General features: G+C 52.2%; 16 protein-coding genes. 10 read left to right on the top strand and 6 right to left on the bottom strand.

From position 1 onward, the window contains the following. Positions 1 to 43: 43 nt before the first annotated feature. Positions 44 to 1,249: a methionine gamma-lyase gene (locus C0081_RS17785; protein ID WP_101535194.1), complete on the top strand. Its 1,206-nt coding sequence runs from the start codon at positions 44 to 46 to the stop codon at positions 1,247 to 1,249. A gap of 61 nt (positions 1,250 to 1,310) precedes the next feature. Here the strand turns inward: C0081_RS17785 and C0081_RS17780 are convergent, their stop codons facing one another. From C0081_RS17780 to C0081_RS17760, 5 genes are read right to left on the bottom strand one after another with little or no spacing between them, the layout of a single operon-like run. Further along, positions 1,311 to 3,551, bottom strand: coding sequence for a ferredoxin (locus tag C0081_RS17780; RefSeq protein ID WP_146006493.1), 2,241 nt, complete (start codon positions 3,549 to 3,551; stop codon positions 1,311 to 1,313). A gap of 6 nt (positions 3,552 to 3,557) precedes the next feature. Beyond that, on the bottom strand, positions 3,558 to 4,550 hold the full coding sequence (locus tag C0081_RS17775) for a thiamine pyrophosphate-dependent enzyme (RefSeq protein ID WP_101535192.1): 993 nt from the start codon (positions 4,548 to 4,550) through the stop codon (positions 3,558 to 3,560). A gap of 9 nt (positions 4,551 to 4,559) precedes the next feature. After that, the gene (locus C0081_RS17770; RefSeq protein WP_101535191.1) at positions 4,560 to 6,488 is read right to left on the bottom strand and encodes a 2-oxoacid:acceptor oxidoreductase subunit alpha; all 1,929 of its coding nucleotides are present in this window, start codon (positions 6,486 to 6,488) and stop codon (positions 4,560 to 4,562) included. A 16-nt stretch (positions 6,489 to 6,504) separates the two neighbouring features. Further along, the gene (gene gltA, locus C0081_RS17765; RefSeq protein ID WP_101535190.1) at positions 6,505 to 8,013 is read right to left on the bottom strand and encodes an NADPH-dependent glutamate synthase; all 1,509 of its coding nucleotides are present in this window, start codon (positions 8,011 to 8,013) and stop codon (positions 6,505 to 6,507) included. Beyond that, complete coding sequence (locus C0081_RS17760) at positions 8,014 to 9,003, bottom strand: sulfide/dihydroorotate dehydrogenase-like FAD/NAD-binding protein (RefSeq protein ID WP_101535189.1); 990 nt, start codon at positions 9,001 to 9,003, stop codon at positions 8,014 to 8,016. A 387-nt stretch (positions 9,004 to 9,390) separates the two neighbouring features. Here C0081_RS17760 and C0081_RS17755 point away from each other — a divergent pair, with 387 nt between their 5' ends. The 9 genes from C0081_RS17755 (at position 9,391) to C0081_RS17715 (ending at position 18,565) form a co-directional block, all read left to right on the top strand. After that, positions 9,391 to 10,068, top strand: a complete 678-nt coding sequence (locus C0081_RS17755; protein WP_245417986.1) for an HAD family hydrolase — start codon at positions 9,391 to 9,393, stop codon at positions 10,066 to 10,068. A 5-nt stretch (positions 10,069 to 10,073) separates the two neighbouring features. Then, on the top strand, positions 10,074 to 11,027 hold the full coding sequence (locus C0081_RS17750; protein WP_101535188.1) for a sugar-binding transcriptional regulator: 954 nt from the start codon (positions 10,074 to 10,076) through the stop codon (positions 11,025 to 11,027). A 138-nt stretch (positions 11,028 to 11,165) separates the two neighbouring features. Beyond that, entirely contained in the window at positions 11,166 to 12,461 is a 1,296-nt protein-coding gene (locus tag C0081_RS17745; RefSeq protein ID WP_210200554.1) for an ABC transporter substrate-binding protein, read from the top strand. Positions 12,462 to 12,574: 113 nt separating this feature from the next. Further along, positions 12,575 to 13,441, top strand: coding sequence for a carbohydrate ABC transporter permease (locus tag C0081_RS17740; RefSeq protein ID WP_101535186.1), 867 nt, complete (start codon positions 12,575 to 12,577; stop codon positions 13,439 to 13,441). A 13-nt stretch (positions 13,442 to 13,454) separates the two neighbouring features. Beyond that, on the top strand, positions 13,455 to 14,285 hold the full coding sequence (locus C0081_RS17735) for a carbohydrate ABC transporter permease (protein WP_101535185.1): 831 nt from the start codon (positions 13,455 to 13,457) through the stop codon (positions 14,283 to 14,285). An 11-nt stretch (positions 14,286 to 14,296) separates the two neighbouring features. Then, positions 14,297 to 15,301 (top strand): ABC transporter ATP-binding protein, encoded by a 1,005-nt coding sequence (locus C0081_RS17730; RefSeq protein ID WP_101535184.1) that lies wholly within the window; start codon positions 14,297 to 14,299, stop codon positions 15,299 to 15,301. After that, complete coding sequence (locus C0081_RS17725) at positions 15,298 to 16,071, top strand: L-iditol 2-dehydrogenase (RefSeq protein ID WP_101535183.1); 774 nt, start codon at positions 15,298 to 15,300, stop codon at positions 16,069 to 16,071. The genes C0081_RS17730 and C0081_RS17725 overlap by 4 nt, the downstream gene beginning before the upstream one ends. 234 nt (positions 16,072 to 16,305) lie before the next feature. Then, positions 16,306 to 17,781 carry a mannitol dehydrogenase family protein gene (locus C0081_RS17720; protein ID WP_101535182.1) on the top strand — a complete coding sequence of 492 codons (1,476 nt, stop codon included), beginning with the start codon at positions 16,306 to 16,308 and terminating at the stop codon, positions 17,779 to 17,781. A 94-nt stretch (positions 17,782 to 17,875) separates the two neighbouring features. Beyond that, entirely contained in the window at positions 17,876 to 18,565 is a 690-nt protein-coding gene (locus C0081_RS17715) for an HAD family hydrolase (protein WP_101535181.1), read from the top strand. Positions 18,566 to 18,598: 33 nt separating this feature from the next. Here the strand turns inward: C0081_RS17715 and C0081_RS17710 are convergent, their stop codons facing one another. After that, the gene (locus C0081_RS17710; RefSeq protein ID WP_101535180.1) at positions 18,599 to 22,594 is read right to left on the bottom strand and encodes a translocation/assembly module TamB domain-containing protein; all 3,996 of its coding nucleotides are present in this window, start codon (positions 22,592 to 22,594) and stop codon (positions 18,599 to 18,601) included. Positions 22,595 to 22,608: the final 14 nt, after the last annotated feature.

The following is a 22,608-nucleotide window of genomic DNA, read 5'->3' as shown; positions in this document are numbered from 1 at the left end:
CAAGGCAGATCACAATGATCAGCACGTCGTACAGGAGAGACCCATGAAGAACACCGCCAAAGGCTTTGCAACACGCGCCATTCATCACGCTTATGATCCGCTGGATAATGACGGCGCGCTGACGCCGCCGCTGCATTTGACATCTACCTTTGCATTCGAATCTGCAGAAGCGGGTGGCGAGATGTTTGCTGGCGAGCGGGAAGGCTACATCTATAGCCGAATTTCCAACCCGACCAACGCCTTATTAGAACAAAGGATTGCCTCGCTTGAAGGCGCAGAGGCCGGTTTGGCTTTATCCTCCGGCATGGGTGCTATCACCTCCACGCTTTGGACCTTGCTGGCCCCCGGTGATGAAGTGATCGTCGACAAAACGCTCTACGGCTGCACATTTGCCTATATGAACCATGGCCTGACCAAATTCGGCATCACCATCACTCATCTGGATTTGACCGATCCGGATAATCTCAGTGCCGCGATTAGTGACAAAACAAAGATTGTCTATTTCGAAACCCCCGCCAACCCGAATATGCGGTTGGTAGACATCGCTGCGATCAGTGCCATCGCGCACAAAGCGCATGCGACAGTGGTGGTCGATAACACCTATGCGACACCTTATCTGACCAGACCAATTGAATTGGGTGCCGATTTGGTGGTGCATTCAGCAACCAAATATTTGGGGGGCCATGGAGACGTGGTGGCTGGGTTGGTGGCTGGCAGCCTTGAGAAAATCACCGAAATTCGCCTGTTTGGCATGAAAGACATGACCGGTGCCGTGATGGCGCCTTTCAACGCTATGTTGATTCTGCGTGGCCTGAAAACTTTGGCGCTTCGCATGGAACGTCACTGTGCATCGGCGCTGGTTGTGGCGAAATGGCTGGAGGCTCAACCCTCCGTCTCGCATGTTTCCTTCCCTGGCCTGGAGAGTTTCGCCCAAAAGGATTTGGCGGAAAAGCAAATGGCTCTGTCGGGCGCGATGATTGCCTTTGAGATGAGAGATGGTCTGGGCGCTGGTCGGGATTTCATGAACCGTCTTAAAATGATTCCGCGCGCGGTCAGCTTGGGCGATGCGGAAACGCTCATCCAGCATCCCGCTTCGATGACCCACTCAACCTACACCCCCGAAGAACGTGCCGAGCATATGATCAGCGATGGCTTAATTCGCCTATCAGTGGGACTGGAAGATGTGGATGATATTCTGGCTGATCTTGAGCAGGCCATGCCGCACAAAACGCAGAAAGCGGCACAATAAGTCAAATAAACCCTCGGCGCATATAGCGTCGGGGGTTGGTTGTTCAAAGCAGGTTTCCCGCTCAATTGAATATTTCGGCTCTTTGCATCAGGTCTTCCAGATCCGGCTCGTCAGGATTGCGCGGCAGTCCGGGGTGAATGATGCTGACCTGACAGCTTTCTGCTGCCTCCACAAGTTGCCGGTAGGTACCACCATCGGGGTCCTTCACATAGGCTTGCATATTTTCATTATAGGCAAACAACGTATTGCTGACCTGAGTGCATTCATTGCAGGTGGTGCAACGAGGCGTTTCGATCCATGCAAGTCCGTCTGAATGGTCTGGATCCTCTGATGCTTCTGGCTGGATTTCTGGCGCCGCTTCACCCGCTGCAGGTGCAACGGGTAACGATGCCGCGACAGGCACAGCAGGAAACACGGGCGCAGCCGCAACATTGGCTGCCAATTCCCGCGCCAGAGCTTCGCGTTTTTTCCGCTCTTCTGCCAATAGTGCCTGCGCATGTGAATTGTTGATGCCTGCCAGTTCCTGCAACCTACCCCAAGCGTCATTGCACCGTCGTGCTGCACTGATGATCTTGTCGTCGACAACGACCCTTAGCAATTGCTTGTCGCTTTCAACACCAAATACATAAGGGCTCTGGATGTCGTTTGAGTCTTTTGGCACCTTGAGCCAGTCAGCCAATGGCACCATGTCGCCACGCCATTGTGTGCGAGGAACCTCATGACAGAACCGGCGATAGCGGCTGTCACAGATTGCAAAATCACCAAAGGTGAAAGCCATGTGTTCCGTTTTGCTGTTGCCTGCTTGGTCCTCATACAGCAAGTCATGCTCTGGCCAATCAGTCAGGTTCTGCGGGTTTTGGGAGAGGTCGAACCGTCCGGCCCAATTGGTGCCAGCAGAGGGATCAAAGGTGAAATTGGGGAAAGCTCGGGATTCGGTGGCTGCGGCTGCCAGAATATAAGGCGGGATATCGGGCGCGGTTGCGGTCGCTCCAGAATAGAGGCTGAATACAGCAGGCCCGCCATATTGCATGCCGTGCATCAGGGAATCCCGCATGCGATAAAGATGGGCACTTGTGGTTTGCATCACAAAAGCATTGTTGAGCCCTATCGCCATCGTGGCCAGTCGTGCTGTGCCTGCCCCAAAGGAGTTGAGCGGAGGCTCTGGTGATGTTGGGCCCAAAATATCATCAATCTGGATCAACACCTTGATCGGCAGTCCACACGCAAGCGCTTCATACACGCGGGCGATTTCGGCCGAGTCTGTGATGCCGTCACGCAAATAGATCATCGCTGGAGGCAACAGATCCATTTGTTCCGCCGTCAGGTCGCTTTCATCAAAACGATCAAAAATTGTGTCATGCAGCGACGACACATATTTGTTATCGACTTCCAATTCGGCAATAGTCAACGCTTTGGTGAAGTCAACCATGCTGGGTAAACGTTCCCGATAGGCGTCGAGTGCTTCAGAACAGCTTTTGAAGACATAATTGTAGCAGACCGCATGTCCGGGTTCGCTGTAGGACGCGCGTCCGGGACCAAAGAAAGCCTGGGACTGCAGCACGCGCATAGCATGTTTGATCCGCGCCACGCGATCCGTGGGTAAACGGTCTTCAGGGCGGGCGCGATGCAAGACTCCTGACAGGGCGGAAAAATCAATTGAACCGTCTCCATCTGCTCCCATTGAAGCGGCAAGCGCTGTGGCACCATGAGCTTCTTCAGATTTCATATGGTCGGATTTGAGGATGTCTGTCAGTCTCAGAATCAATCCGTCCACCTTGTTGCGAAAGCGGCGCGCCCTGAATTTGTGCATGGCTTTCCAACTGTGGGAAAGAATCTTGCTGGGCGTGGATCCGTCGCAGCCAATGACTTTGCCGTCAACTTTGATTTTCTGGCGGGCAAGGTCAAGGTTTTGATCAAGCGGACCAAAGCGGTCTTCGCCGCTTTCCTCCACCAATTCCATTTCACACAAATGCCATAGGTCCGAGAGATTTTCCTCTCGTCCTTGCGACACATACTCCCGCATACGTTGTTCAAGGCTTAGAACCTGTTGACGCAGCTCTTCACCCGATGGACCTTGTGGCGCAACAGCCCTGAGTACGTCATCGATAATCCGACTAAGCGGGCGTAGCAGGTTGGCTTGATCTTCGCTGTCTACCAAGACCAGTGGATAGTCATAGCGGAGGTTTTCCAGCGCTCCATAACGGGCAAAAAGCGCTGGTTTGAGCGTGGTCAATTGTGTGTCATTCATGGTTTGTGGGGCCATTGGGGAGACGTTATTTTGTGCGAATTGAGTATTTTGCATAACCGATCACTCCCCGCCTTGTGCCGATGAAGCGTCTGTTGGCCAAATGCCGATTTTATCAAACTCTTCGTTCAGAACCGTTTCAACCAATGCAGGTGTACTGGGGCGTTCACCTGCGCGTAATTCGTCATAGCAAGGCACGGTAGGATTGGCATAAAGGATGCCCACTGGGATTTCTTCGCCAAGGGCAGCAAGCGCCAAAGCGCGTGTCATATCCAGCGGATCATGGGTCTCTTGGTTCTTGTAGACCCGCGAAATTTCCGGTTTCAATCGCAACCCGTTCTGATGGGTCAGAATGCGGGTTTTGAGCGGATCACGCACGGCCTCATCAAAATGATGTTCCATGAAATTGGGGCATCGTTGCAAAATGCGCACAAAAGAAAATCCTTTGTGGTGATAGGCCTTGGACAAGACTTCATAGAGCAGCTCGGGGATCCAGTCGACCACTTGTGCCACAAAGGAAACATTGGAAACACCCAATGTCACCGTTAATGGATTTAGCGGTGCCAAAGTTGCCCCGAACGGTGTGGTATTGCTTTTAAAGCCTTTGGGTGATGTGGGAGAGGCCTGCTTTTTTGTCAGGCCATAGACATTGTTGTCATGCAACAGCATGGTCATGTTCATGTTGTAGCGCACCGCATGCAGCCAGTGGGCCGCACCAATGGAACAACAATCGCCGTCTCCTGTGGTCACAAATACATTCAGATCCGGTCTTCGGATTTTGATCCCTTCGGCGATGGGCAATGCGCGGCCATGGATACCGTGAAAGCCATAGGCATTCATATAATGGGGCAAACGTGAAGCGCATCCGATGCCCGAAACACAAACGGTTTTCTCGGGTGGCAACTGCTCATCCCTGCACAGACGTTGCATGGCGGTGAGAATGCCGGTATCGCCACAGCCAGAACACCAGCGGGGCGCAATTTCGCTCTGATAATCCTTGATGGCATAGTCAGTATGCACCATCTGCATCAGACATTGACTCATTGAAGCGGTCATATCTCTCCCCTATGCCTTTCCAAGTTTGTTTAGTGCGGCCTTGATGATTGCGGCAGGTTTTAGCGGTTGACCGCGCGCGTTCCCCCAACAATCCACATCGACCAGCCAGCGGGATCGCAACAACATGGCCAGTTGGGAATAACGCCGGTTATCAGGTGTGATCAAAGGATCATCCTTTGGATCATTCCAGTTGTTTTCAATGGTCATCACCGTACCAAAGCGGCGCATCACTTCGTCGATCCCCGATGCCATTGGCTGGAGATATTTCAAATGCAGCGAAGACACTGCGTGTCCTTTGGCTCGCATGGCTGTGACGGCTTCCTCAATGGCGCCGCGGGTGCTGCCCCAACCGATCAGCAGCAACTCGCCATCCTCCCCGCCAAAGACAGGTGCCAGCCTTAATGTTGTTTGGAAGGCAGCAAGTTTGCGACTGCGGTTCAGCAGTCCCTCTTCGTTGATTTTGGGGTCATAGGCCACATGGCTGTCCCGATCATGCGCAAGGCCGGTCAGGCAATGCATGCCATTGGGTTGGCCGGGAATGAACCGTGTCGCGATGCCTGTGCGTTCATCCCAATCATAGGGACGAGCGTCTTCTGGTACGGCGCTTTGGTTGACAGGAGGAGCCAGCCAAGCGGCGTTGAAATTGGGCCGGTCAAAGGGTTGCTGTGCAGTAGACAAGGCCGCATCGGACAGGATCACAACCACCATATTAAAGGTCTCTGCGATCTTGCGCGCCGTGATGACCGAGTAAAAGCAATCCTCGATGGAATCCACTGCCATCACGATCTTCGGTGCGTCGCCGTGGCCACCAAACATGGCTGCCATCAAGTCGCCCTGTTCCACCTTGGTTGGCAGGCCGGTGCTTGGTCCACCGCGCTGGACATTGATCACCACTAGCGGGATTTCAGTCATCACTGCCAAGCCCAAAGCTTCTTGTTTGAGTGACAATCCCGGCCCCGATGTGATCGTGACCGCGCATTTGCCGGCATAGGATGCGCCGATGGCAAACGTCGCCGCAGCTATTTCATCCTCTGCCTGATGGACAACACAGCCAACTTTTTCAAAGATGCTGGATAGATAATGCGACGCCGATGTTGCCGGTGTGATGGGATACATCGCACAGACTTCCATGCCCGATGCGACCACGCCCAAGGCTAGGGCTGCATTGCCATTGGTCACAATTTGGGGCTTTTCAACAGCGGGGGCGGGGATCTTATATTTCAGGTCAAGATTGGTGTCGGCCCATGCCCGCCCTGCGGCCAATAGCTCCAGATTGGCATTGATGATTTTCTGGTCCTTTTTGGCAAAGGTCAGTCCGACCTGCGCCTGAGACAATGCTTCATCAAGACTATAGATGGCGCACAACATGCCCAGAACGAACATATTCTTGCCCTTGCGCGGGTCTGGCACATATTTCTGGCACTCGGCCTCCATCGGAATTTCATACAGGCGATAGCCTGCGGCCCGCACTTCGGCCACCACCGCGTCATAGGCGGCGACGATCTTGGGGTTGCCATCTGCCTTCCACATCTCCTCAATCAGGATTGTGGCACCCTGTTTGATTTCACCGGCGCGCAGGCGGCTGAGCAACACTTGTTCATTGAAGGCAACGACCAGATCAGCCTCGTCTCCGACGTTGGTCACCTTGTGGGCAGCCATGCGAACCCGATTGCCGCTGGCTCCTGCAACAGAGCGTTGTGGTGGCTGAATTTCGGCCGGAATAATCTCGACCGTCCAGATACCGTTGCCTGAACGGGCTGCGATTGCCGCCAGCGATTGACCACATCTCTGTGCTCCTTCACCGGAATCGCTGACGATCTCGACTATATGTTCGTCAAGAACAATTGCCTCAGGCGGTTGATTGTTTGCGATACCGATCAGGCCAGCATCGTAAAGTGGTTTGTTGTTGGCGTATGTGTGAATGCCATCCGAAGTCATTGCTGTGTCCCGCTCTTCAGGTCAGTCGAATACGGTTAAAATTTTGCTCGGCAAGATCAATGCCAAACAGGCTGCCATCAAACCCGGATTGCTCGGGTTTATAGACCACGCCTGAAGAGCGAATTCCGAGATATCGCCGGATGCTGTCCGCCGCTTTGCGGCCTGCGCCCATCGCTTGAATAACGGTGGCAGCGCCGGTCACAATATCGCCTCCGGCATACACACCGGCCAAGGATGTGGCGAGGCTGTCATCGGTATCGATATAGCCCCATTTGTTCAGACCAATATGAGAGGTTTGGCCCAAAATTGGGTTGGGCGATGTGCCAATGGCATAGACCACCGTGTCTGCATCAAAGTCGAACTCGCTACCGGCCACAGGCACGGGGCGCCTGCGGCCCGATGCATCGGGCTCACCCAGTTCCATCTGAATGCAGCGGATACTGCGAACATTGTTATCAGCATCTCCCAGCAATTCGACCGGATTGGTCAGCCAATGGAAGGTGACACCTTCTTCTTGGGCATGGTGTAATTCTTCGCGACGTGCTGGGCATTCCACTTCGGAGCGCCGATAAACGCAATGCACTTCTTCAGCTCCCAACCGCAAGGAAACCCGCATGGCATCCATCGCCGTATTGCCAGACCCAATCACCGCGACACGGCGACCAAGTCCCAGTGGCGTGTCATATTTGGGGAATTCACCTGCATGCATCAAATTACAACGGGTCAGCAGTTCGTTGGCGGAGAGAACCCCATTGAGATTCTCACCTGGAATATCCATGAAATGCGGCGTTCCCGCTCCAACCCCTATGAAGACCGCATCAAACCCCATGTCGTCGAGCATCTGTTCGATGGTAAACAGTCGGCCGACCAGTATGTTGCACTGGAACTCAACCCCAAGCGCTTTGAGGTTGGCAATTTCTGCGTCAACCACGGTATTGGGGAGGCGAAATTCAGGGATGCCGTACCGTAGCACGCCGCCTGGGGCATGCAGCGCTTCGTAGATGGTGACAGAGCAACCCGCTTTGGCTAAATCTGCGGCGCAAGCCATACCGGCAGGCCCTGACCCGACAATGGCAACACGGAACCGGTTGGCGACGATATGGCTTGTCTTTTGCCAACCTTTTTCGATGGCCATGTCGCCTAAAAAACGTTCCAGACGGCCAATGGCCACCGGTTCCAGATCAGTCCCGACACCAACGGCACATACGCCTTCGCACTGATCTTCTTGAGGGCAAACCCGGCCGCATACGGCGGGCAGCTGTGTGGAGTCGGTAAGCAGATCATAGGCGCCGCGATGGTCTTTCTCGAGCATTTTGGCGATGAAACCGGGGATGTCTATGCTGACCGGACACCCTGCGATACAGGCCGGTTCCGGACACATCAAACAGCGTTCGCATTCCAGCATGGCATTTTCCAGATCAAAGCCATGCGACACTTCATCAAAGTTTTTGGAACGCACCTCAGGGTCTTGAACCGACATAACCGCGCGTTCCTGCGGAATGGTCCGAATTGTTTTGCGGGCCATTTACTGTCCCCCCGTTTCGATGGCTGTTTGGGTGCCTGTATCATTGGCTTTGGTTGGATCAAGCGACAAACGGCGACAACTGTCTGAGTAGCGTTCCATTGCCTGCTTTTCTTCCGGTTTATAGCGATGAAGACGGGACAATAGATCGTCAAAGTCGACGGCATGACCGTCAAAATCGGGACCATCTACGCAGGCAAATTTGATGCGATCTGCTACACGCACTCGGCAACCCCCACACATGCCGGTTCCGTCCACCATAATGGGGTTGAGGCTGACCATGGTTTTGATTTTGTGCGGGCGCGTTGTCTCGGCACAGGCGCGCATCATAATAGGTGGTCCGATTGCGACCACCTCATTAATGTCGCCATGGGCGATGATGGCCTGCTCTATGCCTTGGGTTACCAATCCGTGGATGCCAGCCGAGCCGTCATCCGTACAAACAACAAATTCATCACAAACCGATTTGAATTTTTCCTCCCAGAACATCAAATTGGCTGAGCGAAAGCCGACGACACCGATTACATAAGCACCGGCTTCTTTGAAGGCACGCGCTTGCGGAAAGATGGGGGCAACACCCAAGCCGCCGCCCACACAAATCACCTTTTTGGCGTTGGAGACTTCGCTAGGAATGCCCATCGGGCCAACAATCGCAAAAATCGATCCACCAACCTGACACGCGTCCTGCATCTCGCGACTGGATTTTCCAACCGCTTGCACAACCAGCGTAATGGTACCCTTAACGCGATCAAAATCGGCGATGGTTAGAGGAACACGTTCCCCGTGTTCATTGACCATGACAATGACAAATTGCCCCGGCTTCGCCGCCTTGGCCATCATCGGGTGGTGAATTTCGAGCAAAAAAGTTGTCTCGGAAAAATCAGTTCGCGAGACAATTGGAAAACACGCAACAGCATCACCATCAGCAAAGGGCTGGTGGGATTTTACAGGCGCGTCGGTCGTTCGACCGCCCTCAGGTTTGCGATCGGACATATAGTTTCCTCCCTTGTTGCGACTCTGGCCAACTAAAAGAAATTGTTGTGGAAATTGGCGCAGAAACAACTGTTTCGACGCTACGCTCACAAGTGCGTAACGCATTGACACCGATCAATAAGGCTCATAGCCTAAAGTCGCTCAGGGAATGCCCGCAGTGTCACAAACGGTGGTGATTTCCCCTTTTTCGCTAACGTTATGCACGACCATGGGTGCGGGCATGATGAATTTATCTGTGCAAGACCGCTGCGGGGAGCCACACTTGAACAATCTCGGTTGACCGTGACCTGATACGAGGAACCAAACCTTGACAAAGGATGGTTTCCCATCTCAAACACTCAACAGACAATCCGCTGCCAATAATGAAACGCCACTTTGGGGGGAAGCATGATGATTGATTGCGAATTGGTGATTTTTGACTGTGACGGCGTGATAATTGACAGCGAAATCATTTCAGCTCACATGCTGATAGATGAACTGGCAACTTATGGCGTAAATTTGGATCTGGATTATATTGCGAGACATTTTTTGGGCCGCAGCTATCCGGTGGTATTAACCCAAATTCGTCAGGATTTTGACATAGAATTGTCGGACAACTTCGAAGCCGATTATCGAGCGCGCCTTATCGCAGCTTTTCAAAACGATCTAAAAATTATGCCAGGTGTCCGCGAGGTGCTGGACCTATTGGCAGTGCCCTATTGTCTGGCAACCAGTTCCAGTCCTGCCCGCGTTCAGCAATCTCTTGAAATAGTCGGATTGACCGACCAATTTAAAGGACGCATTACCACTGCGTCTGAAGTGGCCAACGGAAAACCGGCTCCGGATTTGTTTTTGCTGGCTGCCTCCAAACATGATACCAAGCCAGAAAAATGCTTGGTAATCGAAGATTCCTTCGCAGGAATTTCATCAGGTTTGGCTGCCGGAATGCAGGTTTGGCATTTTGCCGGGGGAAGCCATTTGGCAGGACAAACTTTTGACGCACAAAATAGTGTTGCCGCGCACAAGAGATTCTCCTCCTTTGCCGACATGTTTCGCCTCGCCCCTGAATTGAAGAGAGGAGTCTAACTCCAATGGTCCGCAACAATGAACATGACAAAGAGCAATCACCGATGGATCTTGCCGCTAGGGCAGCTTGGTTGTCCTTTGTTGGAGGTTTGACGCAGGATCAGATTGCCAACGAATTGGGCATTTCAAGGCAGCGGGCGCAGCGGCTTGTCGCGCGTGCGGGTACCCAGGGCCTGATCCATGTCCGCATAGAACACAAAATTGCCGATTGTCTCGAGCTGGAACGCAGTTTGAAGAATAAATTCGATCTCAAACACGCGTGGGTTTCTCCTGGGCTTGGCGCCGAGACCGATGCCTTGACAGGATTGGCTCCCTTTGCTGCCAACATCATCGAGCACATGTTCGCAACGACCGAGCCGCAGTGTTTTGCCGTTGGGACAGGCAGGACCTTGAGAATGATGGTCAAACACATCCATCCAGTGAATGGATCCGTTCACAAATTGGTCTCACTGATTGGTAATGTTGCACCGGACGGGTCTGCAAGCATGTATGAAGCGATCATGCGATTGGCAGAAAAGACCTCGTCCAAATACTATCCCATGCCTGCTCCCGTGATTGCCCAGTCATTAGAAGAGCGCGATCTCTATGTGTCGCTGCCACATGTGAAGGCGACCAAAAAAATGGCTGAAGGGTCTGATCTGGCGATCGTCGGGATTGGCCAAATGGGAGAGAAGGCCCCGTTATTTCTGGATGGGTTTTTGACCAAGGATGAGCATCAAAGCCTCCAAGCGGCCGGAGCGGTCGGTGAGATCTGTGGTCAGGTTTTCGATAAAGATGGTTTATTCATTGATCATCCCCTCAATCAACGTGTCGTGAGCACTAGAGTGGGGACCATGCCGGTTTATTGTATTGCCGCAGGAGAAGGCAAAATACCCGCATTGCGTGCGGCCCTTAAAGGGGGCCTGCTTACTGGTTTGATCACAGATGAGCACACCGCAATAAAATTGTTAACAGATTGATAAATAGATTCTTCTTGCCCTGCTGATCTGGTTTTCCGAGCGCTTTTGAAAAAGTCGCTTGACAATTGGTAGGTCTATAAGTGATTATTTGCTCATAGCTTGAGCATTTGCTCGTATTCTGGGAGGAATATCATGACCATTAAGATCCGCACTCTGTTGAGTGCGTGCGCCATTGGTGCGCTTGCTACGACCGCTATGGCTGAAACGTTGACGATCGCTACAGTGAACAACGGCGACATGATCCGTATGCAGAAGTTGACCGGTGATTTTACCAAAAAAACCGGCCATGAGGTTGAGTGGGTTACGTTGGAAGAAAACGTACTTCGCCAGCGAGTCACAACTGATATCTCCGCCAAAGGCGGTCAGTTCGACATTATGACCATCGGCATGTATGAGACCCCGATCTGGGCCAAGAATGGTTGGCTCGTTGCTCTGGATGATTTCTCGGCAGATTATGATACAGATGATATTCTGCCCGCAATGCGTGGTGGCTTGTCCCTAGACGGAACCCTCTATGCTGCGCCATTCTATGGCGAAAGCTCCATGATCATGTATCGCACAGATCTGATGGAAGCTGCTGGGCTTGAAATGCCTGAAGCTCCCACTTGGGATTTTGTTGCCAAAGCAGCGCGTGCAATGACCGACAAAGACAAAGAGATATATGGCATTTGTTTGCGCGGTAAAGCTGGCTGGGGCGAGAATATGGCCTTCCTGACCGCAACCTCCAATGCCTTCGGTGCTCGTTGGTTTGATGAAAACTGGAAGCCTCAGTTCGATAGCGAAGAATGGGCGACCACTCTCAACTTCTATATCAATCTGATGACTGAAGCAGGGCCTCCAGGTGCCTCCAACAATGGCTTCAATGAAAACCTGTCTCTGTTCCAACAGGGCAAATGTGGCATGTGGATCGATGCTACTGTGGCAGCGTCCTTTGTGACCAACCCCAAGGATTCAACTGTAGCAGACAAAGTCGGCTTTGCGTTGGCTCCTGATACAGGCCTAGGTAAGCGTGGAAATTGGCTTTGGGCTTGGGCTCTTGGTATTCCCGCTGGCACTCAAAAAGAAGCTGCTGCCAAGGAATTTATCCAGTGGGCAACCTCGAAAGAATATATTGAGCTCGTTGCAGCCAATGAAGGCTGGGCAAACGTCCCCCCAGGAGCTCGCACTTCGCTGTATGAAAATGAGAACTACAAATCTGTGCCTTTTGCTGAGATGACCTTGAAAAGCATCTTGTCCGCAGATCCGAACAACCCGACAGTGAAGCCTGTGCCGTATGTTGGTGTGCAGTTCGCGGCCATTCCTGAATTTGCAGGGATCGCAACTCAGGTTGGTCAGGAATTCTCGGCCGCTCTGGCTGGGCAACAGACCGCAGAAGAAGCCCTTGCCAAAGCGCAGGCGCTGACGGCTGATGAAATGGAAGCCGCAGGTTACTAAGCCGCGTCCTCCCAAGCCAGAGGGTGACCTAACTGTCATCCTCTGGCACACTTCTTTGATTCCTTTGAAACGACGGTAGGGCGGCTATTGGCCGTCCATGATGGAGGCGTGACATGGCGACCCAGCAATCGCGTTCAGCTGCGCGCATCATGATGGCACCTGCGGTTATCTTGCTTTTGGGCTGGATGTTGGTGCCGCTGATTATGACGCTGACCTTTTCTTTTAAGAAATATCTGCCACTGCGGGGGGGAGACCTTGGGTGGGTTGGGTTTGACAACTATGTGCGGTTTGTCACTTCCAGTGCCTTCTGGCCGTCCGTCCTTACGACTTTGATCATTGTCGGTGGTGTTTTGATTATCACCATTGTGCTCGGTGTTCTGTTGGCGGTTTTGTTGAACCAGCCAATGTGGGGGCAGGGCATTGTCCGCATCCTCGTCATCGCGCCATTTTTCGTTATGCCAACAGTCACGGCTCTTGTCTGGAAAAATATGTTTATGGACCCAGTAAACGGGTTGTTGGCGCATATTTGGAAATTCTTTGGTGCCGAGCCTATGGTCTGGTTGACCGAGGCCTCGCTGCAATCGATCATTTTGATTGTCAGCTGGCAATGGTTACCCTTTGCGACATTAATTTTGCTGACCGCCATTCAATCGCTGGATAGTGAGCAACTCGAAGCGTCCGAAATGGACGGCGCGTCGCCGCTGGCCCGCTTTGGCTATATCATCTTGCCTCATCTGGGCCGCGCTATCACGATTGTGCTGCTGATCCAGACGATTTTCTTGCTGTCGATTTTTGCTGAAATTTACGTGACGACGCAAGGGGCCTTTGGGACCAAAACACTGACCTATCTGATTTTCCAGCGTGTGCTTGAAAGCCAGAATGTCGGACTGGGCTCTGCTGGCGGTGTCTATGCAATCATTCTTGCCAATATCGTTGCGATCTTCTTGATGCGCATCGTCGGCAAAAACCTGGACGCGTGAGGAGAAACACACCATGGCACGTGCCGTTACAAATCAACGCAAAATCATCAACACCGCCGCCGCTTGGGCAATTGGGTTGCTGATCTTCTTTCCGATCCTTTGGACCATTTTGACCAGCTTTAAAACCGAAGCCACAGCCATTGCAGACCCGCCAGTGTTTCTGGCGTTTGACTGGACCTTGGAAAATTACAGCGCAGTTATGGAACGCTCCAATTATATGCGCTTTTTGTGGAATTCGGTGATCATCGCGGGCGGTTCCACCGTGCTGGGTATCATCATTGCCATCCCTGCAGCATGGTCGATGGCCTTTGTTCCTAGTAAATGGACCAAAGATATCTTGCTTTGGATGCTGAGCACAAAAATGCTACCTGCTGTGGGTGTTTTGTATCCGATCTATCTGATTTTTATCAAAATGGGCTTGTTGGATACAAAGATCGGCCTGATGATTGTCTTGATGTTGATCAACCTGCCGATCATTGTTTGGATGCTCTTTACTTACTTCAAAGAAATCCCCGGCGAAATCCTTGAAGCGGCGCGTATGGATGGTGCCGGTTTGAAAGAAGAAGTCATCTATATCCTGACGCCTATGGCGATCCCCGGGATTGCGTCTACTCTTCTGCTGAACGTCATTCTTGCCTGGAACGAAGCCTTTTGGACTCTGAATCTGACCGCTGCCAAAGCGGCGCCACTGACCGCTTTCATTGCCAGCTATTCCAGCCCGGAAGGCTTGTTTTATGCAAAGCTTAGTGCGGCCTCGACCATGGCAATTGCACCTATCCTCATCCTTGGCTGGTTCAGCCAGAAACAGCTTGTCAGCGGCCTGACCTTCGGCGCGGTGAAATAAGGAATAGACTTATGGGACGTATTGTACTTGAGAAAGTTCAGAAGAAGTTCGGTGATGTCGAAGTCATCCCGCCTTTGGACCTGACAATCGAAGACGGAGAATTTACGGTTTTTGTTGGCCCTTCTGGTTGTGGTAAATCAACACTTTTGCGCCTGATTGCTGGGCTCGAAGACACCACTGATGGCATTATTAAAATCGACGATGCCGACGCAACACACGTACCACCCGCCAAACGTGGTCTGGCCATGGTGTTCCAATCCTATGCTCTCTATCCGCATATGTCGGTACGCAAGAATATCGCCTTTCCGATGAAGATGGCGAAAGTGCCCGAGGACGAGCAGGTTCGGCGGATTGACGCCGCCGCCGCCGCGCTCAATCTGACGGATTATCTGGACCGTAAGCCAGGCCAGCTGTCTGGCGGTCAGCGTCAGCGTGTCGCCATCGGTCGTTCGATTGTCCGGGAACCTTCGGCTTTCCTGTTTGATGAACCATTGTCAAATCTGGATGCGGCCTTGCGGGTTGGGATGCGCTTGGAAATCAGTGAACTGCATGAGCGCCTGAAAACGACGATGGTCTATGTGACCCACGATCAAGTGGAAGCGATGACCATGGCGGACAAAATCGTGGTTTTGCGTGCAGGCTTCATCGAGCAAGTCGGTAGTCCGTTAGAATTGTATCACAAACCACGCAATGAATTTGTCGCTGGCTTTATTGGCTCGCCAAAGATGAACATCATCAAAGGCGATGAAGCGCAAAAGCATGGGGTGCAAGCTATAGGCATTCGCCCTGAACATATTGATGTCAGCACCAAAGAAGGCATGTGGAGTGGTCGTGTCGGCGTTGCCGAACACCTCGGTTCAGACACATTCATCCACGTTCACGATACGGGACTGGGGGATATGATCACCGTCCGCATCAGCGGCGATATTTCGGTCAAACATGGCGACACAATATTTCTGACACCACAGATGGATCAGTTGCACAAGTTTGATGAACAAGGGCTGAGAATAGAATGAAACGGCTTGAAGGAAAAACTGCGCTCATCACCGGAGCCGCCCGAGGCATAGGTTTTGCGTTTGCCAAGAAATATGCCAGCGAGGGCGCTCAGGTCGCTATTGCCGATATCGACATTGAGCGGGCACACAACGCAGCTGTAGAGATAGGTGACGCGGCCGTTGCCATAAAAATGGATGTCACCAGCCAAAACAGCATTGATGCTGCGGTTGCTGAAGCAGTCGAAAAAATGGGCCGCATTGATATTCTCATTAACAATGCTGCGGTGTTTAAGGCTGACCCGATTATTGAGATCAAACGGCAAGACTTCCATCAATTGTTCGATATCAATGTGTCTGGCGTTCTATTTACCATGCAGGCCGTTGCCAAGCATATGATCGCCCGTGGCGGTGGTGGCAAGATTATCAATATGGCGTCTCAGGCAGGCCGTCGCGGTGAAGCGGTCGTGGCCGTTTATTGCGCAACCAAGGCCGCCATCATTAGTCTGACCCAATCAGCGGGGCTTGATCTCATTCAATATGGCATCAATGTCAACGCTATTTCACCCGGTGTGGTGGATGGTGAACATTGGGACGGTGTCGACGCACAATTTGCCAGACTCGAGAACAAGCCGCTTGGCCAAAAGAAAATAGAGGTCGGAAAAAGTGTGCCTTACGGGCGTATGGGTACGGCAGAAGATCTGACCGGAATGGCTGTGTTTCTGGCTTCTCAAGAGGCCGACTATATCATCGCCCAGACCTACAATGTCGATGGCGGACAATGGATGAGTTGACGACTGGCAGATTAGATTGATTTGCTCGTAAAACCTGCTGCGACCTGTGTTCCCGATGGGATTACAAGCCGTGGTGCTTAACAACAAACTATACGGCTGCAGTTTTTGATTGGCCCGGAGCAATACCGGTTGCCGAAACGGGAAAGGCTTGTGCGTATACCCCCGCAGAACGAGATGCGGCATCCATTTGTTTCAATCAAAAATGGATGAGACAACACTATAAAGAGGTTAGTTATGGGAATTCGGCTGTCTGATGCAACATTGGGTGATTTGCCAGAATCAATCATCAAGCCTACCTATGATCGCACCATGTTGACCCCGGGAATCGTCCATATCGGGTTGGGCAATTTTCACCGAGCTCACCAATCTTGGTATTTGCATCGTCTCTTTGAAAAAGGCCTTAATAAGGATTGGGCCATCATCGGCGCTGGGGTGCGCCCGTATGATGAGCAAATGCGCCAGAAGATGAAAGCGCAGGACTATCTCACCACATTGATCGAACTTGATCCATCAGGCAAAACGGCCGAAGTCGTCGGCTCTATGATTGACTATGTGCCTGTGCAAGAGGGAAATGCCCCCTTGATCAAACAAATGGCCGACCCCGCCATTCGTATCGTGGCACTGACAGTCACCGAAAGCGGCTACTATATCGATCTGGCAACCAAGGGGTTTGATGCCGCCCACCCTGATATGCAGTATGATGCCGCCAATCCAGACAAACCACGTACGGCATTTGGTGCGATGATTGCCGCACTGAAAATGCGTAGAGACCAAGGCGTTGGTCCTTTCACAGGCCAATCATGTGACAATCTGCAAGGCAACGGCACCATCCTTCACCAGACGCTGACATCCCTGGCGCGTCTGTCTGATCCGGAGCTGGCTGATTGGATTGACGCCAATTGTACTTTCCCCAACTCCATGGTTGATTGCATCGTTCCTGCCACCGGCCCCAAAGAGCTGGCCCTTGCTGAGGAGTTCGGCATTACTGACAGTGTTCCTGTCACCCATGAGCAATTTCGGCAGTGGGTAATTGAGGACAAATTCTGTGCCGGACGCCCAGATTGGGACAAAGCCGGAGCCACCATCTCCGACCGTGTGCATGATTATGAAACCATGAAGATCCGCATTCTCAATGGTGGTCATCAATTGATTTCTGATCTCGGGGAGCTGCTGAGTTTAGAAACCATTTCAGGATGTATGACTGATCCAAAGGTCCATGCATTCTTCCAAAAAGTACAGAAGGAAGAGATTGTACCCTATGTGCAGCCGGTTCCCGAATTCGAGGCTATTGACTATCTGGATCTGATTGACCGGCGCTTTTCTAATCCAGACATTGTTGACACCACCCGCCGTGTTGCTTTTGACGGATCAAGCCGTCATTCCGGCTTTTTGGCGCCCTCCATTCGCGATGCTCTTGCCAAGGGGGGCTCAATCGAAGGGTTGGCTTTGGCCAGTGCTTTTTGGGCACGTTATTGTCAAGGTACGCGCAACGATGGCAGTGCCATCGAGCCCAATGATCCGCTCTGGGCGGATCTGAACAAAATATCCCATCAGGCACGCAAAATCCCACATATCTGGTTGGAGATGCGGCACATTTATGGGGACCTCGCGGACAACGCTATTTTTGCGAATGCCTTCGAACGCTGGTTATTGATGATCGGTGACGAGGGAATCTACGCAGCTCTGAACGCATATTTGAAGCAAACGTAGGATTAAAAGGCCGGCATGTTTGTTTTTGGTTGATGCTGGCGCGCGAAAGTGAAAGGTTTGCGCGACTTTTAAGTATTATACAAAGGACTTAGGCATGAGACGGTTTGATGCGGTCATTTTTGACTTTGACGGGGTATTGGTAGATAGCGAACTGATCTCTCTGTCTGAATTAAACCGCTCTCTTGAGGCTTTTGGTATTGGCAAATCATGGGAAGCATTGGTCGATGGCTTTCTTGGGCACTCCAACAGCGCCATCGCCGAGTATATCGAGCAACACAGTGGCCAAAACCCAGGGATCGAATTCCCTGAGCGCTGGGCCAAACGCATATTTGAACGCTTTGCTACGGACCTCACCTTGATCCCCGGCACGATGGATCTTCTGGGCACGCTTGATGCAGAGGCCATTCCCTATTGCATTGCGTCCGGCAGTAGCCCGGATCGGTTGCAATATTCGCTGGAGCTTGTCGGTCTGGATGGATGCTTCAGGGACAAAGCCTATAGCTGCGATCTGGTCGCAAAAGGCAAACCAGCTCCGGATATTTTCTTCTATGCAGCAGACAAACTGGGGGTATCCCCTCGTAATTGTCTGGTGATCGAAGATGGTATCGCGGGCACGGTGGGTGCCAAGGCGGCCGAAATTGATCACATCATTGGCTTTGTTGGGGGCAGTCACCTACTCGGATGCGAAGACAGTCACGCTGCTAAATTGACCAAAAGTGGGGCGTCTCACATCGTCAGAACGTTGGCCGAGATTGAAACCATGTTATCAGCCACACCTGCGTGACGGGCTTGTCGCGTAGCTGGCACCGTCTGCGTTCTAATAGTCTTTTTCGAAAAAGATACCGGCTTTTGAATTGCCACTGGTGTCGGCCTCACCGCGGGCCTTGAAGCTTTTTGAGATTTCGAGATCAATTGTTACCTTGCCAGAATCGCTGGCAGTGCCTTTTTCAACGTTGAGATAGGTCTTGTCGTTGAGATATCGACCGACACCAACCGTGGTCTCTCCTGTTTCTTCATCTGATTTGACATCAACATTGTCGATTCCCGCCAGATTGCGCAAACGATCCAGCACGCCGGGGCCGGAATTCACCCCGCTGATTGTTGCAATGGCATTGGCCAATTGCACCAGTTGCAATGGCGACAGATCTGCCAGATCGCGATCAAAGAACAAGTTGGCAAGGATTTCATCTTCCGGCATTTCCGGCGACGACGACAGGTTGATCTCTGGTGCAGAAGCATAACCACCCAAAGCGAGTGTGTAGGTTGTTCCGCTGCTGGTTGAACTGGCGCTAAAATCGAGACTTGGATCCAGCGATCCAGCAAAATTGACGCTGCCGCTGTCAAATTCGAGGCGCTTTGTCAAAAGGTCCATACGACCGCGCGTCAAGGACATGCTCCCTACTGGATTTGGTGAATCTGTAGTGCCCAAAATGCGGATGGTTCCACCCAATTCGGCGTCAATACCCCTCCCTCGTAGGTAGATGCGACGCGGCGATGAAATCGACATATTCAAAGCAATTGCCGAACCATCGGATGATTTGGCTTGCTGGGAAGATTGTTTGGGAGCAAGGCTTTTGATCTGCTCGGCCACTTTACCTTGGGCATTTACATGCTGAACATCGACAGAAGACACGCTGCCCGGCAGGGTTTCCGGAATGGATATCTCAGTGGTGGTCAGATTGATTTGGCCCGAAATCGTTGATTGGCCTGCGAGTTTGCCTTCAAGAGTCAAATTGGCATCAAAAAGGGTGCTCAAGATATCTTCATGTTTGAAGGTGCCTTTACTGATGGAGAGCTTGATGTCTGCGGGAATTTGCTCGGCAGGATCAATGCCCACCGTGCCGTTCATCGACAGCGTGCCGTCTGTGCCGATCCGCCCCTGGAAATTGTCCAACTGTGCTGTTTGGCCGGCCAGCCGTACAGTGCCGGACAAATCACGCAACACCAGACCGGACGACAGCTCTATGAAACGCGTGCCTTTTGTGGCTAAAGAACCTGTGATATCCGGCTTTGACAGTGGGCCGGATATTTTGGCAGACAGGCTGGCGTTGCCATCCAGCCGCAAGCCTGCATCAGCCAAGGTTCGCGCTATCAGTGAGAAGGGCAGAGTGCCATCTGCCGCCAAATCAAGGGTCTGGTTATTAAGGGAAACAGCTCCATTCACATCAAGTTTTGTCCCCCCACCCGTAATGGCTGTTTGCACATTGATAATGTTGTTTTGCAACAGCCCCTTTGTGGCAATGCCCATGGCAGGCACACCAGCTTGACGCATGGACTTGGCCGACAACCTGGACACAGTGCCTGTCCAGTCTACGCTTGGGTTGTCTGCCTGCCCTGTGATGCGGGCGTCTAGGGTCAGCTGACCGGAGATATCTTCCCCCGTTGCTGCAACTTTATTGGCAATGGCCAAGGGAAGGCCGCGAAGAGCTACGGACAGATCCAGTGTGTCCCCCGCTTTCCCTGAAACTTGCACACTGCCGCCATCGATTGACAAGGCCAAGGGCTTGGCAAGAGCAACTCCATCATTGAGATCAATCTCAGAGGGACCAACCAAGGCAAGAGCCACGCCTTTCCAGCTGGCATCAAACTGGTTTAGCGTGAGCGAAGTCTGATTGGCCAGTTGGGTCAGGGTCCCTTGTATCTGCAAGGGCGAATTGGAAAATAGTGCTGTGACGGAAAAGGGCAATGAGCCATCCTGCCCAACCATGCGGGCCGAGAATTGGCGCAGTTGTTCGCCACCTGCGCGCAAGTCGCCCATATCCAGTTTTGCGTCCACGGCCATGGATTTGGAAGGATCAACTATGCGGGCATTAAGCGCGAGACCTGCAAGCGATAGATCCTTGGTTATGATCTGCGGCGCAACGGCTTCAAGGGCGATCATTTGACGGTCATTCTCGTCAGAAAGCGTAATTTTGGCCTTGAGCGCACCTTCAAGATCAGGTTGCAGCAGCAATGCACCCAACTGTTTAAAATCAGAAATTTCAGCGTCCAATACACCGCTCACCAAACCTGTTGGCGACAGGGAAATGGCACCCTTGACCTGTGTATCCGGCGCATTGATCACAATATTTTCGATCTGTTTGTTGCCGTCTGTATCAGAGGTCAAATCAGCCTTGATTTCCAAAGGTGCCCCTGCATACCGTGCTGTGAGAGCAAGCGCGGCATTGGGTGTGGCGTCAGCGGAAATCTTAAGCTGCAAACCTTCAATGGCTTTATTGGCAACCGACAATGCGTCGCCTTCGACAGAAAGAGTGAGCGCTGGCGCTTGTGCGGTGCCTTTGATGGCCAGTTCTCCAGATAGCGCTCCTGCAAGGTCTGGTTCAATCACGTCAAGATCGCGCAATGTGAAGGTGCCATCCAGAGCAAGCTCCTTTGCGGATAGAACGCCCTGAAACACGGCAGAAAGCAGCCCCGCATCCAATTTTGCCTTGGTCAGATCAACACTGCTACCGCCGAGTGTGCTGTCAATACTAAGCGTAATGGGACCCCGCACCATGCGATCCAGAGGGTCGGACCCTGTAGCCACTTGTTCAATCGCGAAAAGAGCTTTGATCGGGCCAGTTCCGTTACCAACATCAAAAGTGTTGGAGGTCGCACTGACGGTGGTTTTTTCAATCAGCGTTTGACCACTACCAATATGCGCAACAGAGCCCTGAAGTTGCAATGCCGCTTGAGACATAGGACCATGAATGCGAGCTGCCAGATCAACCAAACCAAGATAGAGGGGGGCTCCCTGAGGTTGTTCGAGGGCAATATGGGTTCCCTCTTGTCCAAGCTGGAACCGTGTTGAAACATCCAATGTGTTTTCTGTCAGATCAACCGTACCCACGGCTTTTAAACTTGCCAGTTCCGACGTAAATGAAAACTGGGGCAAGGTGAGTTTTGTGTCGCCTATTTGCTCTGCGGATAAAGTCAATTGGCTTTTGCCCGCAACAAGAGGCAGCAAACTCTGTGGCACAAAAGGCGCCAAAGTGCCGTCCAATTGGGCTTCTATCCTGCGTGTTCCATTCGCAAGCCGAGCCGTCAACTGCCCGCCAATCATTGGTTTTTCATCCAAGGACACTGATAGTTGAGATTGCCAATCGTCTGCAGACCCATCGCCAACCAGCGTCACTTGAATGGCTGGCAGATCTTTCATTGCCATCAGTCGTGCGGCAAGCCCTCCTCTTGGTCCAAACAATGAAATATTGATCTTGCGACGATTCTGAACTGGTATGAAATCCCATGACGCTTTGACATAGCCGTTGCCGCCATCTGTGTGCAGGATATCCAAAGCACCGGAAAGGCGCAAAGGTTGGTCTTCCAGCGTAAGTTTGCCCGATAGGCTCAGAGAAGCAGGTATGCCGAGCAGGGTTTCGTCGATCTGGATGCTTTTAATCGCAATGTCGTCGATTTGTGCTCTTATCGCAGGGATGTCAGGAAGGAGTGGTCCGCTTTCGGTAGGGGCGGGTGCATCCGTGGCTTGGGGGGCGCGCTTGATAGCCAATTGTTCAAGTGTGATATGATTGGCCGAAAAACGCAGCATCAAAAGATCGGAGAGTGAATAATCCGCTGACAAGCCTTTGGCTTCTAGCCATACCCCTTGTTTATCCGACAGGCGCACAGCAGACAGCTGTAGCGCACCCATTACGCTTTCAAGGCCTACCAATTCGACTTTTTGATCGTCCGAGCTGGCAAGATTATTTACCAGCCCCACGGTCAGGGAGCGTCCGGGAGACGTTGCCAACAGAAACAGGACTGCCACAACAACCAGCAACAGCAGGACAACAACAGTATAGAGGCCACGCAGCAGCCATTTTCGAAGCGGAATCATTAAGGCCTCAGGCA

This window comes from Cohaesibacter celericrescens (assembly GCF_002866925.1).
GTDB classification, from domain to species: Bacteria; Pseudomonadota; Alphaproteobacteria; order Rhizobiales; family Cohaesibacteraceae; genus Cohaesibacter; species Cohaesibacter celericrescens.
This window is presented reverse-complemented; position numbering and strand designations above follow the sequence as displayed.